The organism is Luteibacter anthropi (assembly GCF_011759365.1).
Taxonomy (GTDB): Bacteria; Pseudomonadota; Gammaproteobacteria; order Xanthomonadales; family Rhodanobacteraceae; genus Luteibacter; species Luteibacter anthropi.
On record NZ_JAARLZ010000007.1, the window covers coordinates 206,069 to 221,231 of the forward strand.

Sequence of the window (15,163 nt, forward strand, 5' to 3'; positions counted from 1 at the left end):
CGTCAATACCAGTCGAGCAACGACACACCCAGCCCCAGATACGTTGCGTGGTGGTTGTAGTCGATCATGCTTTCGCCGTATCCGTTGAACACTTCAAGGTAACCGCGCAGGTTGTTGATCACCGGGAAACTCCAGGTGAAGCGCAGCGACCCATGCGAGCGATCGCCCACGCGGAAGGAATGCCGTGCCGCCAGGGCAAATTCGTTCCGGCCCACTTCGTGCACCACCTGCACTTCGCCACGACCCATGTAATCCTGGATATCGGGGTTATCGTCGTTCTTCCGGTTCTCCGGGATGCGCCACCACGGGCGCAGCATGATGGTCCAGCCTTCGCGCTCCAGGCCGATGTCGGCCACCACGCGGTTCCAGCTGCGCGAGAGCGGATTGGCCCGTCCGTTGGACTGGTGATTGATGCCGATGTCGGCCAGGCGGCCGGTCCAGCCGAAGATCTCGTAATTCGTGCGGAAGACGAGCAGGGCTTCCGGTTCGTAGTTGGTTTCGCGGAAGGGCCGCGAGTTCTCTTTGTTGTAGACCTGCCAGCGGGACGACTGCGTATAGCCCACCCACAGGTCGCCGTTGTCGCCGAACAGGGTTTCGGCCACCTTGGTCTTGAGAGAGATCTGAAACTTCGACTCGACCTTGTCCAGGTCCTGCGGCGTCGTCACCGTACGGCCTTCGGCCGGGCTGTGCGGTGTGGTGTTCTGTCGTGATGCCACGAAGACGGGCAGGGCATACGTCGGCTTGTAACCGCGCAGGTTGAGCGTGCCGAGCTTGGATTCCGGCGAAAGCTCCCAGCGGCTGTCCAGAAGCGACAGCGGCTTGGCGACATCGCGCGAATTGCGCGTGGCGAGATCCACGCTGACCGTATCGGCCTTGATGTCTTCCTTCTTCGCCGCCTGCGGCATCTGGGTGCGACCCACGGCCTTGTCATAGCAAAGCAGGCGCTGTGCATCGGTCTCGATGGCCGAGCAGGCGCGGATGTCGGTGGGGCTGGGATTCTGGGCAAACGCCAGCCCGGCATGGACACAGACCCATGCGCCGAGCGCCCGCGCCGCGGTGTGACGGTTCATTTCGTGATGACTCCCTCTGGCCGGCGCTCCGGCCGGCTGATGCGAGGGAGTGTATCCGCGCAGGATGTGTGAAAAACGTGCAGCACGGCCCTGAACGAAAACGGAGGGCCGCAGCCCTCCGTTTTCCTGAGTCATCGCGACTCGCTTACTGGCCGCTGGCGCCCGACTTCTTCACCCAGGCCTCGTACTGTGCCTTGGTGACCTTGCCACTCTTGTGGCTTGCATAGTCGAAGTCATTGGCGAGCAGCGGGAACTGCGACGCATCCTTCTCGGTGATGTAGCCCTTCTTGCCGGCCAGCGTCTTGAAATCAGGCGCCGGACCCGACGGCTTCGCGGGCGCCATGCCACTGTTCACGGTGACCTGGCCCTGCGGCGCATTCATCGTGGCGGCCGCGCCGCCGGGCGGCGGAGGCGGGGGCGGTGCATCGGCACCGGCTGGCGGCATGGCCGGAGGCGGCGGTGCCTGCTGCATCGTGGTGTCGTTGGCCGGGCGCGGCGCCGGAGGCGGCATGGAGCCGGGCGGCGGCGGGGGCGGCGTGGCTTCACCCGGCGGCGGAGGCGGAACGGGCTGGGGCGCATTCTGCGCGAATGCGGCACCCGCCAGTAACAGCAAAGCACCAAGGACTGCGGCACGTACTTGCTTCTTCATCGAAAGCCTCCTTGTGGGTCATCGTGGTAAGGTGTCGCGGCACGCTCGTCGCGACGGCATTGCCGACGCTAGCAAGGGACGTTTTAATGGCGGCCCAACTGCGAACAGGCCTCTACCGTGGCGTCACGCGTATCAGACGATCCCTCCACGCGCCCTGTGCTTACGCATCGCTCTGCGCAGTTGCTGCATCTGGCAGCGCAAGGGTTGCTGCGCAAACGCACGCGCAAGGCACGTGCCGCCGATGTCGATGCCACCATCGCCACGATGGAGATGTTGCAGATCGACACCATCCACGTCGTGGCGCGCAGTCCGTATCTCGTCTTGTTCTCGCGTCTTGGCCCGTATCGCAGTGCGTGGCTCGATGATGCCCTGGCCGAAGGACGTATCGCCGAGTGCTGGGCGCACGAAGCCTCGTTCGTGCCGGTAGCCGAATACCGTTATCACCGCGACTTCCGCCTGGGTCGTGCAGGACACTGGGCGACAAAGAACGCGCGGCGTGCGCATGACGAATCGCGCGCGCAGATGGAAGCCTTGCTTCAGCGCATTCGCGAGGAAGGGCCGCTGCGCGCGGCCGACTTCGAGCGCGATGCACCGGCCACGTCGGGATGGTGGGGATGGAAGCCTGAGAAGCGCTGGCTTGAAGCCTGGTTTGCGCTAGGCGAGTTGATGGTGACCCGGCGTGAGCGTTTTCAGCGTGTATACGACCTTGCCGAACGGGTGACATCGCGCTGGGCCGAGCCACCGCCGATGGCCTTGCTCGATGAAACCGAGATTCGCCGGCACTTCATTCTGCGCAGCGTGCGCGCGCTGGGTATCACCAAGGCGCGATGGATCGCCGATTATTTTCGCCTGCGGCCTCGCGTGACCGATGACGAACTCGTGCCCCTGGTGGACGACGGGGATCTCATCGCGGTGAGTGTTACCGGGTGGAACGAGGTGGCCTATGTGCACCCTGATCATGCGGGACTACTTGATGAGGCGTGCAGGAACACCTTGCGCGCTACGCGCACCACCGTGCTTTCACCGTTCGATCCGGTGGTCTGGGATCGCGCGCGGGCGCTGGATCTGTTCGGTTTCGAGTACACGATCGAGTGCTACGTGCCGGCGGCGAAGCGTCGCTACGGCTATTACGTACTGCCTGTTCTGCACCGCGGGCGACTGGTAGGCCGGCTGGATGCGAAAGCCCATCGCCAGGAAGGCCTCTTCCAGGTGATTGGCGTATGGCTCGAAGAAGGTGTGCTGCCGACGCCTGATCTGGTGGATGGCATGGCCGGGGCAATCATCGAATGCGCGGTGTGGCACGACACGCCACGTGTGGCGATCGACGCCGGCCAGCCTCGATGGCTGGCCGGTTTGCTGTCGAGGGCGATCGCCAGCCGCTTAGCGGGTTGATGCAGGAGCAGGAGCGTCGGTGCAGGAGCGGCCCTTGAGCACATCCTTGAGCTGGCTGGCCAGCGACGTGCAACGGGCGCCGAGCTGGTCTCGCATGTCCGGGTCCTGGGACTGCTTGAGCAGGCTGGTCCGCATCATCTCGTAGCGGTTCTCGATCTGGTCGCGCGGGAAGACGCCCGCCGCCAGGTGGCAGCTCTTGTAGCTGGCAAGGTATTCGTCGCAGGCGGCAATGCCGGTGCTATCAGGCAGCGGGGCTTCCTTGACCGTCGACGTGCGGGTCGTGGTCCGGCTCGTGGAAGACGACGTGGTGGCCGTCTTGCTGGCCGTGCCCGAGGTTGTCGTGGTCGCAGGGGCCGTGGTCGTCACCGTACGGGTGGACGAGGCCGTGGAACGGGTGCCGTGGTCGGAGCAGGCCGCCAGGGCCAGGAGGCCGAGGGCCAGCGGAGCGATGCGAAGCAGGGAGTGTGTCATGGTCGGCTGTCCCCCTTATGGAACGTGGGCGATGGATGGTCGGGCGTCGCAATCCGGATGCGACACCCCGCAAGGATGTGCCGGAACCGGGTGAACGGGACGTTAGCGTAGGGTGGGCCGGAGCGAATGAATCTCAAAGAACGGGTTCCGGCATCGCTATTTGTCGCCGACGCGGGTATGATCGCCGCACTGTGTTTGCCGGGGTCATTGAGTTACGTTGACCCGATGCCGCTGATCACGATCCGCAACATCGCTTCGCTCCTCGCGTTTCCTTGCACACCAGTAAGCGGCAACTTCCTATAAGTTGCTGGTTTTATTCGTTATATCGTATTGGAGTGTTTCTATGTCGGATCGCGAGATCGGCACTGTTAAGTGGTTCAACGACGCCAAGGGCTTCGGTTTCATCTCCCGTGAGAACGGTCCGGACGTGTTCGTGCACTTCCGCGCCATCCAGGGCAATGGCTTCAAGTCGCTCGCCGAAGGCGAGAAGGTCTCCTTCAAGGTCGTCAACGGCCAGAAGGGCCTGCAGGCTGAGGAAGTGAACAAGGCCTAAGCCTTTTCACTTTCTGTGCTTCGAAAAGCCGGGCGGAAACGCCCGGCTTTTTTATTGGCCCGGCTGGAGCAGACTCCTGTAGGAGCGCGCCTTGCGCGCGACCCGGAATCATCGCGAAAACCGGTCGCGCGCAAGGCGCGCTCCTACAGGGGGATGGGGCGTCGCCCGCTCGGTCGCGCGCAGGCGCGCTCCTGCAGTTCCGGCTCCAGGGGCGTTGATGCCGAATATGCATATGATTTATCGCCCTGATCCGGCCTGTTCACGGGAATAAAGCCGTTGCACTCCCAAATGCAGGGCAACCCGCCATTAAGTGACCCGCTAAACTCGAGTATCGCGACATCCCTTACGGATAGATTGCCGAATTTCGCGCTTCCTTCACGTAACGAGGCGTGATCGGTGTCAAAAATTCGACCTCTGTAGGAATTCCCCTACAGAACTTCAGGGAAATGTGGTTATCATCCACCGTACTGTGTTTGCGCGGTCACGCGAGTGACCCGATGTAAGCGATTCGATACGCTCCATCGCATCACCCCGCCATGCATGCCCAGTAACGTCGCCGGCTCGCGAGCCGGGTTTTTGTGTGTTCGATAGAGGTGTGTGTAATGGCAACTGGTACGGTGAAGTGGTTCAACGACGCCAAGGGTTTTGGCTTTATTACTCAGGACGAGGGCGGCCCGGACGTGTTCGTGCATTTCCGTTCGATCCAGGGCAATGGCTTCAAGTCCCTGCAGGAAGGCCAGAAGGTTGAATATACGGTGACGCAGGGCCAGAAGGGTCCGCAGGCCGACAACGTCGTTCCGAAGTAAGACCTTGTCAGGCGGATAGGGCTTCATTGCCTGGATCTGCATCGACTTCCGCTCCCCCGGGCCCCTGTTCCCGGGGGAGTTTTTGTTTGTCCTCAGGAAAACCATGAGCGAACCAGCGGCCGATCCGGCAATTCACCCGGAAACCCTTTCCCTGCAGATGACGGACGGGGCTCGCGCCGACCTCATGCTCTACCGACCCCAGGGGCCTGTGCGTGCCTGCTTGCTATGGGTTCCGGCGATGGGCGTATCCGCCAGGCATTACCAGGCCTTCGCCCGGGCATTGGCGGCCCGCGGTGTCGTGGTCGGCGTACATGAGTGGCGTGGCCATGGTTCGAGCGATCGACGCGCGGGCCGAAGGCAGGACTGGGGTTACCGCGAGCTGCTTGGCGACGATCTGCCCCACAGCCTCGATGCGCTGCGCGCAGCGGCTCCCGGCGTGCCCGTGCTGCTGGGCGGCCATAGCCTGGGTGGTCAGCTTGCCTGCCTGCTGGCGTCGACGACACCGGTGCCGCTTTCCGGCGTCGTGCTGGTTGCCACGGGCGCCCCGTACTGGCGCCGCTTCAAGCCCTGGACCTATGGCGCCTACGTCTTCGCCCCGTTGCTGGCGAAACTGGTGGGCCGGCTGCCAGGACATAGCATCGGCTTCGGAGGTAACGAGGCGCGTGGCGTGATCGCCGACTGGGGGCGCAGCGGACGCACAGGGCGCTATGCGGCGCGCGGCATGCCGGTGGATTTCGAGGCGGCGCTGGCGCGTCAGAAGGCTCCGGTGCACGCATGGCTGTTGCGCGAAGACTGGCTCGCGCCCCTGTCATCGCTGGAATGGCTGCAGGGGAAGATGCCGGCAGCCCCACACACGACGGCCATCCTGTCGAGCGACGATCTGGGTGGTGCCGCCGCCGATCACTTCGCTTGGATGAAAGCGCCCGATGCCGTCGCGGCACGGATCGCAAACGCCATCTGAGCAAACGGCAACGTGTGTTGCGTTACGCTTCGGGTAGTTCTTGCGGAGAGTGACGATGAGTCCGGATCTGATCGACGGCAAACAGCGCGACCTGGGCGATGGCTTCGTCGTCCGTCGCATGCTGCCCCACCTGAAAGCCCGTCATGTCGGGCCCTTCGTTTTCTTCGACCAGATGGGTCCTGCCGCGTTTGGTGAAGACACCGGCATGGATGTGCGTCCGCATCCGCATATCGGCCTGGCCACGGTCACCTGGTTGTTCGATGGCGCGATCCGCCATCGCGACAGCCTGGGCAGCCATGTCGATATCCATCCGGGTGACGTGAACTGGATGACGGCCGGTCGCGGCATCGTGCACTCCGAGCGCACGCCGCCGGTGGAGCGTCATCACGGCCAGAAACTGCATGGCATCCAGGTGTGGGTGGCCCTGCCCAAGACCCACGAGACGATCGAGCCGGAATTTCACCATCACCCGGCGAGCGAACTGCCGCGCGTGGATGTCGATGGCGGACAGTTGGTGGTGATCGCTGGCGATGCCTTTGGCGTTACCTCGCCCGTGCGCGTCTTTGCACCCATGTTCTTCGTCGAGGCGCGCCTGAAGCGCGGTTCCCGCCTCACCATGCCGGCGCATCACGCGGAGTGGGGCGCCTATGTCGTCGAGGGTGCCGCGCGCTTCGGCGATCTCGACCTGAGCGCACTGGACATGGGCGTGGCCCACGATGGCGAACCGCCGGTGCTCGAAGCACGTGAGGATGCGCTGGTGATGCTGTTCGGCGGCGCGCCGCTCGATGGCGAGCGTCACCTGTGGTGGAATTTCGTTGCCAGTTCGAAGGAGCTGATCGAAGCGGCCAAGGCGGATTGGGCGGCTTCGGCAGAGCGTTTTCCCGTCGTGCCCGGCGACGAGCACGAGCGTATTCCCCTGCCGCCACACTGAAGGGAGGGTCGCCATGTCGACGTTCGCCAGTTTTCGTGATTTTTATCCGTACTACCTTGGAGAGCACGCCGACGTGCGATGTCGGCGGCTGCACTTCGCGGGTAGCTGGGTAGTCTTGCTGGTGATTGCCCTCACCGTGATCACCGGCCAGCTTCTCTGGCTGCTGCTGGTACCCGTGGCAGGCTACGGCTTCGCCTGGGCAGGCCATTTCGTGTTCGAGAAGAATCGCCCGGCGACCTTCCGCCATCCGCTCTACAGCCTCATGGGCGACTGGCGGATGTTCTGGGACATCCTGCGCGGCCGCGTTCGCCTGCGCTGACGCGTAGACGAACGGGGCCTCTTACAGGTCAGGCCACCTCCATGGCCAGCTGGCGGGCGCCCTCGCGTTGTGCGCGACGGCTGGCACTCCATTCGGGAAGGCGCATGACTTCGCGCGCATCGCGGCAGGTGTCTACCAGGCGCTCCACATCGCCGTCGCTCATGCCCGCGTTGAGCGTGAGGCGAAGCAGCGAACGACTCTGCGTGGTGGCGGGCGCACTGAAGACGGAGCCGTAGATGCCATGCTGCTCCATGACATCCCGCACATGGGCGGTGAGCAGTTCCTCGCCCGCTTCGAAGGCCACGATCTGTTCCGTACCATCGGCAATGGGATAACCCAGTGCGGCCAGTTCGCGGCGTACGTGCTGCGTGACATCCCTCAGGCGAAGGCGCCGCCATGTTTCGTTCTGGATGACCCGGTGTGACGCACTGAGGCCGGCCAGTTCATGGGGAAGCAGCGACGAGCTGAAGATGGCGGGCAACGCTTCGCAGCCGAAATAGTCCTTGAAGCGCGTGGTGCAGGCGATGAACCCGGCGCGACTGCAATAGGCCTTGGCGAGGCTGGCGGTAATGAAGTGCACGCGATCGTTGAGGCCCAGACTGGCGACGAGACCTTCGCCCAGATCGCCATGCGTACCCAGCGAGTGGGATTCGTCGACCACCAGCACGCATCCATTGGCCTCCGACAGATCGGCGATGCGCTCCAGCGGAGCCAGGCTGCCGTTGGTGCTGTAAACGGAATCGACCACGATCACGCCCGGTCCGTTGCGAAGGATCTGCCGTTCGAGATGGGCTACGTCGTTGTGCAGCACCGACACGGCCTTGGCGCCTGCGCTGCGAATGCCTTCCCATAGCGATGCATGGGCCAGCATATCGACGTACACGGGGATGCGATCCTCTGCGATGGACTGGATCAGGCCCACGTTGGCGGCAAAGCCGGACTGGGCAAGGATGCCGTCTTCGCTGCCGACGGCACGTGCCAGCTCGCGTTCTGCGCGGTGGATGGGTTCGTCGGCATCCTGCTGGAACAGGGCGGACATCATCATGCCCAGGCCGCCCTTGCTGAGTGCTTCGCGTTGGGCCTCGACGATGGCGGGATGGCCGGCGATCGCGAGGTAGTCGTTGCTCTGGAGCATCAGTGCATCGGATTGAGGGCGGCGACCGCGCAAAATGTGACGACCGCCCCAGTCAATGGCAACGCGTTCGTTGTGGAATTTCTCTACCCTGCGATGGACGAAATCAGGGAGTGCCGGTGCCTTCGCAATGCGGTGCAGAACGGTAACTTTCTCCATGGGTCATCTCTCTGGTGGTGATGGGGGTGGGCGATATCCACGTGCGCAGCACGCCCGTGCTGCACACGCGCGCAGGCCTCGCCCGGCCAGCGCGTGATGTGAGTCGAGGCATCCTGTGGATTCCCTTGGGGAATCCCGCCTCTTGCCTTACCAGTAGAGACGTCGCCAGACCCGTCGGGTCGGAACGACAAAGTGCATTCCTATGCAGGGGACGTCGCCGTAGGCCCAATAGTGGGCCACGGGGATGTCTCTCCGTTTGAGAAAATTGGACAGCTCAGATGAAGCGTGGACGACTGTCTGCCGAAAGGCTCAGGTCCTGCTCACGCAACCAGCTGCGATACGACTTCACATGCTGGAGACGGAACCGCTCTACATCGTCGATGAGCGCGTAGTAATACCACTGTTCGCCAGAGACTGCCGTCGCCGGGTACATGTGGCTTTCCGGATTCTCTACGCCCTTGTGGTAGAAGCCGTCACGCGACGCGAACCAGGGCAGGGCGTCGCCGCTGCGCAGGGCGTCGAGCACGGCAGGAGGAGCCCCCAGATCTGCCGCAATTTCATAATGCGTGCGCAGGTCTTCGTCGGTCTGGACCAGCAGGAAGCGGCCGATGCCCCAGGCGTCCACCAGCAGCAGGCCGGTGGGATTGCAGTGCACATAGCACTCCACGGGCTGGAACGTGGCCGTGACGCTTTGCAGCACTTCGCGGAATGCCGGATCGCGCAGGAACCGGAAATTGCCCAGGGCCAGGGTCTCGGCCACGAAGGCGCTGGCACGATCAAAATAGCGGCGCTGCAGCTCGACGATGGCGGTCTGCAGCTTTTCGATGGCAAGCGGGTCGCTCTTGCGGATGAAGCGATCGATGACGCCGGAGTTGAACGCATCGATGGCCGTGGCGTCGTCTGCGCGCCCGGTCAGGAGGATCTTGCCGATGTGGGGGTTCGGCAGGCGCTTGCAGAAGGTGATGCCGTCCATCTCCGGCATGGCCTGGTCGACCACCACCACCGATATCTCGGCGAAGCGCTCGGGGTCGTAGACCACGCGATGGATCGAGTCGATGTCCAGGGCCACCAGCTCCTGGGTTTCGGACGGGCGGTCTTTCCACCGATAGAGCCAGCCGCCGCCGGGCACGGGGCGGCTGCCGTTGTTGCCGAGGGTGGCCAGGGCACTACGGGGCGAGCTGAAGGTGCGTACACGGACCATCGGGTCGAGCAGCAGCGGCACGACGTCGAGGTATTCCTCGTGGTCGTCCACCAGCACCGTGGTGGTTGGAAAATGGAAGGGCTGGATATCGCCCTGCGAGTTCAACGTCATCACTGCCGGTCCCCGGTTTCTGGATGCGGGAAGGTAAGGATGAATTCGGTGAACTCACCCAGGTTGGTTCGGCAGACGATGCTACCGCCCATATGCTCCATCGCCGCGCGGCAAAAAGCGAGGCCTATGCCCAGCCCTGTCACCGTGCCGGCGCCTGCACTGGTGCTGGCGTAGGAGTAGAAACGGTTGAAAATGCGCGGCAGGACGTCCGGAGGGATGCCCGGCCCCGTGTCGTAGACACGAATGCGATTGGTGGGTTCATCCGGTTCTACGAAGATCCGGATTTCGCCCTTGCCGGCGCGGTCCGTATGAAAAAGCGCATTGCGAAGCAGGTTGAACAGGATATGCACCACCAGCGTCTCTTCGCCGCTGAGAGGGAAGTCGCCCGTGGGAGACAGCATGATGCGGTCGCGCTCGGCACGGGAGCCATACGGGAAGCGCCGCAGGGCCTGCTCGACGCAATCCCGGGCGCTGAGCGGCGTGAGCGGCACCTCGCCGATGGGCCGTGCCGACAGCAGCAGCATGTCGATGATGGTGTTGGCGTAGGTGACCTCGCGCTCCATGACGCCAATGCTGCGTTCCAGGGCATGCAGGTTCTGCGTGCGGATCTCCGGCACGGCCAGCCCCTCGCTTTCCGCCAGCCGGTGGCTGCGCAGCAGGTCGGGCATATAGCGCGCCACGGCGCGCGCGGCGATACGCAGCGAGCCCAGCGGAGTGCGCAGTTCGTGGGCGATATTGTTGGAGGCGGCCGTGAGCGCGTCGATACGCGATTGCTCGGCCATGTTGGACGAGACCGTGCAGGTGGCCCCGCCCACCATGCCGAACAGTAGCAGCGGCACGTATTCGAGCATGGTCCGGCCGTGCAGGTGCGCGTCCGGCGAGAGTGCGAAGACCAGCCCCGCCAGCAGGGTACCCAGGGTGAACACCAGGAAGAAACTGGCGATGTCGAACAGCATCATCAGCAGCATCACGCAGGCCAGGTGGGTCATCAGCCAGGCGGGCGTGGCGTTGCGTAGCGTCATGTAGCCCACGAAGAACGGCATCGCCACCGTCATCGCGAAGTACCAGTAGGTGGGCAGATGGGTGCGCAGGCGCCGCGGCCACCATGGCAGCAGCGCCAGCGGGATGAACGTGGCACTGCAGATCAGCCGCATCGGCAGGTTTTCGTACGGCTGGGGGAACAGGTACGCCCAGATGGGGTAGTACACCGCCAGCGAGAAACTGCCCACCACGCCGATCGCCACCATCTTCGGCTGCGAATAGCGCGTGCGCAGGAACATGGTGGTCTCGAAGCGCGCCATGGCGCGCAACAGCAGCCACCACTGCATGTGGACGAACGGCTTCTGGGTTGGCGGCCTGTCCTCTGGCGGGCTCATCATCGGTTCCCCCGGGTCGCGCTCAGGATGCGGTTCATCGGTACTGCCGGTGGCAGGACTGACAGGACTCGCCCACCCGGGCGATCACGGCCGTGAGGCCGGCACAATCGGCGGGCGCCGCCGCGATGGCGTCGTCCAGCGAGGACGCCAGGTGCGTGGCGGCCTGTCCGAAGCCGGCGTCGGCCCCGGGGAACGCGGCGCCGATATCCCCGGCCTCCTGGCGCAGGCGCAGCAGATGCCCGGTCGTGACCTTGGCTTCGCAGCGGTTCGCCCGCACGTTGTCGCGCAGCGCGCCCATATGGTGTTGCATAACCGCCATCACGGCCTTGTGGTACGGCGTGCCCTGGCGCAGCGCCGACAGGGCGAAGGTCGCCCCGATCGCGCCAATGGCGAGGCCGAGGATGACGAGGAGCAGGGCGCGCATCGGATGTCCATGGATCATGAGACTGCCAGCATAGCCGACGGTCCCATTCTTTCAATATGAGATAATGCCTGCTTTGTCGTCTACAGAGATTCCCGTGAGCACCGCCCAGGCCGAGCGTTTTGCCGGCATCGAACGGCTCTATGGCCGAGGCAGCCTGCAAAGCCTCGCCGACGCCCACGTATGCGTCATCGGTGTCGGGGGCGTGGGCTCCTGGGCCGCCGAGGCGCTGGCCCGCAGTGGTATCGGCCGGCTTACGCTGATCGACGGCGACGACGTCTGCGTGTCGAACACCAACCGCCAGCTGCACGCCCTGGATGGCCAGTACGGCAAGCCCAAGGTGGGTGTCGTGGCGGAACGTGCCCATGCGATCAATCCATTGCTGCGCCTGGAGGCCATCGAGAGCTTCCTTACGCCTACGAACCTGGACGACCTGCTGGACCGTGGCTACGACATGGTCATCGATGCCTGCGACGCGCTCAAGGTGAAGCTGGAGACCATCGTCTGGTGCCGCCGGCGCAAGCTGCCCCTGGTGACGGTCGGGGCAGCGGGCGGTCGCACCGATCCTACCCTGATCCGGGTCCGCGACCTGTCCCGCACCGAGCACGACGCCATGCTCAGCATGATCCGCAAGAAGCTTCGCCAGGAACACGGCTTCCCCCGCAATCCGGATCGCTTCTTCGGTGTCTCGGCGGTCTATTCGATGCAGAACGTCCAGTATCCGCAGGCCGATGGCAGCGTCTGCGGGGTACGCCCTCCGGGCAGCGACGCACTGAAGCTCGATTGTGGCGGCGGCCTCGGCGCGGCCACGCATGTCACGGGGGCCTTCGCCTTTGCTGCCGTGGGCAAGGCACTGGAAAAGCTGACGGCGCGCGTCAGGGGCTGATCAGCGCAGGCCGGCGACGATCCTCAGGGCCTCTTCGAGACGCCCGCCATCCTCTTCTGCGGTAAGACTGATTCGCAGGCCCCGGGCATGAGCCTGCGCAACGTCGCTACCCACGGTTACGCCAACGCCGGCTTCTGCGGCACGCGTGGCCCATGCCTGTGGGGATTCGCAGGGCAGCCAGGCATGCATGCCGCCGCCTGTCACGAGGCCGGCGCCAAGCATCGTCCGGGCGATGGCGTTGCGCCCGTCGAGTGCCGTGCGCAGTTCTTCCAGCAACGCATCTGCCGTGCCGTCGGTGATCCAACTGGCCACGATGGCCGGAAGAAAGGCAGGCAATCCATCCGTGGCATCGGCCAGCACGGCAGCGGCGCCCTCCCTGGCAACCATGCCCGGACAGCGGAGCCATCCGATACGCAGGCCCGGGCCGAGCACCTTGCCGATGCCGCCGGCGTGATAGCAGCGCTCCGGAACGAGATCGGCCAGTGGTACGGCGGCGTCACGAAGCAAGGGCGCATAGACGTCGCCCTCGATGATGGTGAGCCCACGCTTCGTCGCGACGGCGGCGATGGCTTCGCGTCGCTGCGGTGGCATGGTGATCGTCGTGGGGTTGTGCAGCGTGGGCTGTACATACACGGTGCGGGCACCGCTGGCCTGGGCCGCTTCCTCCAGGGCGTCGGCGCGCATGCCGTGCTCATCCATCGCGACGCTCACCGCCTTGATGCCGCGCGCCGTGGCGGCGCGATGAAAGCCGTGATACGTCAGTGCTTCCATCAACAGCATGTCGCCCGGCCGGCACGTGGCGTCCAGAGCCAGCGACAGGGCATGCCGTGCACCCAGGGTCAGGACAAGGTGGCGTGGCGCGACATGACGGTGCCCCCCATGTCGCGTCATCCATTCGCCAAGCGCTGCCAGCACGGCGGGATCGCCGCCCGGGAGCGGGTAGCCCAGCATGCGGGCTTCGATCAGGAAACGGCCAAATGCCTCCGTCAGCCTGGCGGTTGCCGTCGCTCGCAGGGGAAGGTTGACGGCCAGGTCGTAGTGGTTGTTCATGAACAGGTGTCCGGCGCGATACGCTTGCGCCCATGTGGTGCGTCTATCTGATCGAATGCCGTAACGGTGCGTGGTATGCCGGAATCACCAACGACCTTCCGGCACGTTACGCCGCGCACGAAGCGGGGAAGGGGGCGCGTTATACGCGCGCCCATCCGCCCGTGCGCCTGCTTGGCTCGCGGCCGTTTCCCGACCGGTCCTCGGCATCGAAGGCCGAGTACGAACTGAAGCGGTTGCCGCGCGGGCGCAAGCTGGCGTGGCTGGGTGTTCAGGGAGAGGCTGCCAGCGAATAATCGAGTTCGTAGCGGTGCGTGCCGTCTGCCTCGATGATGATCCGCAATTCGCCCGCGATGCCTTGAAGCTCGCCTTCGCCGGAGTCCGGCACGATATCGACTCGCAGTTCGCGTCCGCCGGCAGACATGATGCCGCGATGGACCAGTGCGAAGGCGCCCTTTCTGCCGTTCAGGGCACCCTCGACGCGCTCCACCGCCACATAGGCCGCGGAGCCCTTCACGGCGCTGCTCACTGCCGTGAGCATGTGGCCTTTCGACGGGGCCTCCAGGTCGCCGTGGTAATGCTTGTCGAGGGTGAGGGTGCCCAGATGGCTGCCCGGACCCTCGTCGGTTCCGGTGGGAGACAGCTTCACCTCGAACGTGCCGCGTGCGGTATGTGACATGGCGGGGCTACCTGTGAACTTGGTCGAGACGCTAGGATGCGGTCTGGCGGACCATCCGCGAACCGGCACACCATGGAACAGGATCGTTCCTCTGACAAGGGAGGACACGCCATGGACGTCACCTCTCACAACCGACATATGCGCATCCCGCCCGAATGGCTGGGCTGGATCGACGAGTCACTGCGTGCCAGGTCCCGCGCGGTGGACATCCTGCAGACGATGCTCGACAACGGCTTCGACGAGCGCGCCTCCTGGGCGGCGATCAACGAGGCCCGCCAGCGCTCGGAGGGATATCCCTCCGAGACCTCGCCGCCGGTGGTCACGCCCTGGCGCGGGCGGTTGTCCGATAGCCACGTCATCGATGCCGGCGACCGCCAGGTGCGGGTTCTTGTCCGCATGACCCAGCCTGTCGTCGCGGTGCTCGACGGCGTGCTGTCGGCTGACGAATGCGATGCGTTCCGCGAGATGGCGGCGGCGCGCCTGAAGCGTTCGATGGTGGTCGGCGGCCAGCAGGGCGGCAGCGTCGTGATGGATATCCGCACCAGCGACGGTGCCTACTTCCAGCGCAGCGAAAACGAACTCGTCGCCCGCATCGACAGCCGGGTGTCGCGCATCATGCGCCTGCCCGAAGAGCAGGGCGAGGGCCTGCAGGTGATGCGTTACGGCGTGGGCGGCGAGTACCGCCCGCACTTCGATTACTTCGACCCCACCGAGAAGGGTGGCGAGGCCTGCATGCTCCAGGGCGGGCAACGGGTGTCCACGCTCATCATGTATCTCAACGATGTGGACGAGGGCGGCGAGACGATCTTCCCGCGCGTGGATTTCAGCTACGTGCCACGCAAGGGGCAGGCACTTTATTTCGAATACCTCTCGCCACAGGGCTCGCTCGACCCACTGACCCTGCACGGTGGCGCCGCCGTGCGCGGCGGCGAGAAATGGATCGTCACCAAGTGGATGCGCGAGCGCTCGTTCGTGTAACGGGATCGGGCCGGATCCGGG

Annotated in this window: 19 protein-coding genes; 10 read left to right on the forward strand and 9 right to left on the reverse strand. The window is 64.7% G+C overall.

Annotated features, from left to right (window positions below):
- Positions 1–2: 2 nt before the first annotated feature.
- Together HBF25_RS14345 and HBF25_RS22035 are read right to left on the reverse strand one after the other, a co-directional pair.
- Entirely contained in the window at positions 3–1,070 is a 1,068-nt protein-coding gene (locus HBF25_RS14345; RefSeq protein ID WP_166949535.1) for a phospholipase A, read from the reverse strand.
- A 145-nt stretch (positions 1,071–1,215) separates the two neighbouring features.
- The gene (locus HBF25_RS22035) at positions 1,216–1,719 is read right to left on the reverse strand and encodes a hypothetical protein (protein ID WP_208392584.1); all 504 of its coding nucleotides are present in this window, start codon (positions 1,717–1,719) and stop codon (positions 1,216–1,218) included.
- A gap of 117 nt (positions 1,720–1,836) precedes the next feature.
- Here HBF25_RS22035 and HBF25_RS14355 point away from each other — a divergent pair, with 117 nt between their 5' ends.
- Positions 1,837–3,111 carry a winged helix-turn-helix domain-containing protein gene (locus HBF25_RS14355; RefSeq protein WP_341778086.1) on the forward strand — a complete coding sequence of 425 codons (1,275 nt, stop codon included), beginning with the start codon at positions 1,837–1,839 and terminating at the stop codon, positions 3,109–3,111.
- Here the strand turns inward: HBF25_RS14355 and HBF25_RS14360 are convergent.
- The gene (locus tag HBF25_RS14360; RefSeq protein ID WP_166949537.1) at positions 3,100–3,582 is read right to left on the reverse strand and encodes a hypothetical protein; all 483 of its coding nucleotides are present in this window, start codon (positions 3,580–3,582) and stop codon (positions 3,100–3,102) included. The two genes, HBF25_RS14355 and HBF25_RS14360, sit on opposite strands and share 12 nt — an antisense overlap.
- A gap of 126 nt (positions 3,583–3,708) precedes the next feature.
- On the opposite strand from HBF25_RS14360, the gene HBF25_RS14365 reads away from it, so the two are divergent.
- The 6 genes from HBF25_RS14365 (at position 3,709) to HBF25_RS14390 (ending at position 7,152) form a co-directional block, all read left to right on the forward strand.
- A complete protein-coding gene (locus tag HBF25_RS14365; RefSeq protein WP_166949539.1) occupies positions 3,709–3,885 on the forward strand; it encodes a hypothetical protein in 177 nt (58 codons plus the stop codon).
- Positions 3,886–3,925: 40 nt separating this feature from the next.
- Entirely contained in the window at positions 3,926–4,135 is a 210-nt protein-coding gene (locus tag HBF25_RS14370; protein WP_046967385.1) for a cold-shock protein, read from the forward strand.
- Between the two features lie 602 nt (positions 4,136–4,737).
- Positions 4,738–4,941: a transcription antiterminator/RNA stability regulator CspE gene (gene cspE / locus HBF25_RS14375; protein WP_089973954.1), complete on the forward strand. Its 204-nt coding sequence runs from the start codon at positions 4,738–4,740 to the stop codon at positions 4,939–4,941.
- 103 nt (positions 4,942–5,044) lie between these two features.
- Positions 5,045–5,902 (forward strand): alpha/beta hydrolase family protein, encoded by an 858-nt coding sequence (locus HBF25_RS14380; RefSeq protein ID WP_166949541.1) that lies wholly within the window; start codon positions 5,045–5,047, stop codon positions 5,900–5,902.
- A 55-nt stretch (positions 5,903–5,957) separates the two neighbouring features.
- Complete coding sequence (locus HBF25_RS14385) at positions 5,958–6,833, forward strand: pirin family protein (RefSeq protein ID WP_166949543.1); 876 nt, start codon at positions 5,958–5,960, stop codon at positions 6,831–6,833.
- A gap of 13 nt (positions 6,834–6,846) precedes the next feature.
- On the forward strand, positions 6,847–7,152 hold the full coding sequence (locus tag HBF25_RS14390; protein WP_166949545.1) for an Mpo1-like protein: 306 nt from the start codon (positions 6,847–6,849) through the stop codon (positions 7,150–7,152).
- A 28-nt stretch (positions 7,153–7,180) separates the two neighbouring features.
- Here the strand turns inward: HBF25_RS14390 and cqsA are convergent, their stop codons facing one another.
- The 4 genes from cqsA to HBF25_RS14410 all read right to left on the reverse strand — a co-directional run bounded on the left by cqsA (position 7,181) and on the right by HBF25_RS14410 (position 11,555).
- Positions 7,181–8,443: an alpha-hydroxyketone-type quorum-sensing autoinducer synthase gene (gene cqsA / locus HBF25_RS14395; protein ID WP_166949547.1), complete on the reverse strand. Its 1,263-nt coding sequence runs from the start codon at positions 8,441–8,443 to the stop codon at positions 7,181–7,183.
- 274 nt (positions 8,444–8,717) lie between these two features.
- The gene (locus HBF25_RS14400; RefSeq protein WP_166949549.1) at positions 8,718–9,755 is read right to left on the reverse strand and encodes a response regulator; all 1,038 of its coding nucleotides are present in this window, start codon (positions 9,753–9,755) and stop codon (positions 8,718–8,720) included.
- Entirely contained in the window at positions 9,755–11,131 is a 1,377-nt protein-coding gene (locus HBF25_RS14405; RefSeq protein ID WP_166949551.1) for a sensor histidine kinase, read from the reverse strand. Before HBF25_RS14405 ends, HBF25_RS14400 begins: the two co-directional genes overlap by 1 nt.
- A gap of 34 nt (positions 11,132–11,165) precedes the next feature.
- Positions 11,166–11,555: a cytochrome c gene (locus HBF25_RS14410; protein ID WP_166949553.1), complete on the reverse strand. Its 390-nt coding sequence runs from the start codon at positions 11,553–11,555 to the stop codon at positions 11,166–11,168.
- Positions 11,556–11,619: 64 nt separating this feature from the next.
- Between HBF25_RS14410 and tcdA the strand changes: the two genes are divergently transcribed.
- Positions 11,620–12,438 (forward strand): tRNA cyclic N6-threonylcarbamoyladenosine(37) synthase TcdA, encoded by an 819-nt coding sequence (gene tcdA / locus HBF25_RS14415; RefSeq protein ID WP_166949555.1) that lies wholly within the window; start codon positions 11,620–11,622, stop codon positions 12,436–12,438.
- Here the strand turns inward: tcdA and HBF25_RS14420 are convergent, their stop codons facing one another.
- Entirely contained in the window at positions 12,439–13,488 is a 1,050-nt protein-coding gene (locus HBF25_RS14420; protein WP_166949557.1) for an aminotransferase-like domain-containing protein, read from the reverse strand.
- A gap of 32 nt (positions 13,489–13,520) precedes the next feature.
- On the opposite strand from HBF25_RS14420, the gene HBF25_RS14425 reads away from it, so the two are divergent.
- Complete coding sequence (locus tag HBF25_RS14425; RefSeq protein WP_166949559.1) at positions 13,521–13,781, forward strand: GIY-YIG nuclease family protein; 261 nt, start codon at positions 13,521–13,523, stop codon at positions 13,779–13,781.
- Here the strand turns inward: HBF25_RS14425 and HBF25_RS14430 are convergent.
- Positions 13,757–14,164, reverse strand: a complete 408-nt coding sequence (locus tag HBF25_RS14430; protein WP_166949561.1) for a DUF3224 domain-containing protein — start codon at positions 14,162–14,164, stop codon at positions 13,757–13,759. The genes HBF25_RS14425 and HBF25_RS14430 overlap by 25 nt on opposite strands.
- Positions 14,165–14,275: 111 nt before the next feature.
- On the opposite strand from HBF25_RS14430, the gene HBF25_RS14435 reads away from it, so the two are divergent.
- Positions 14,276–15,142 (forward strand): 2OG-Fe(II) oxygenase, encoded by an 867-nt coding sequence (locus HBF25_RS14435; RefSeq protein WP_166949563.1) that lies wholly within the window; start codon positions 14,276–14,278, stop codon positions 15,140–15,142.
- Positions 15,143–15,163: the final 21 nt, after the last annotated feature.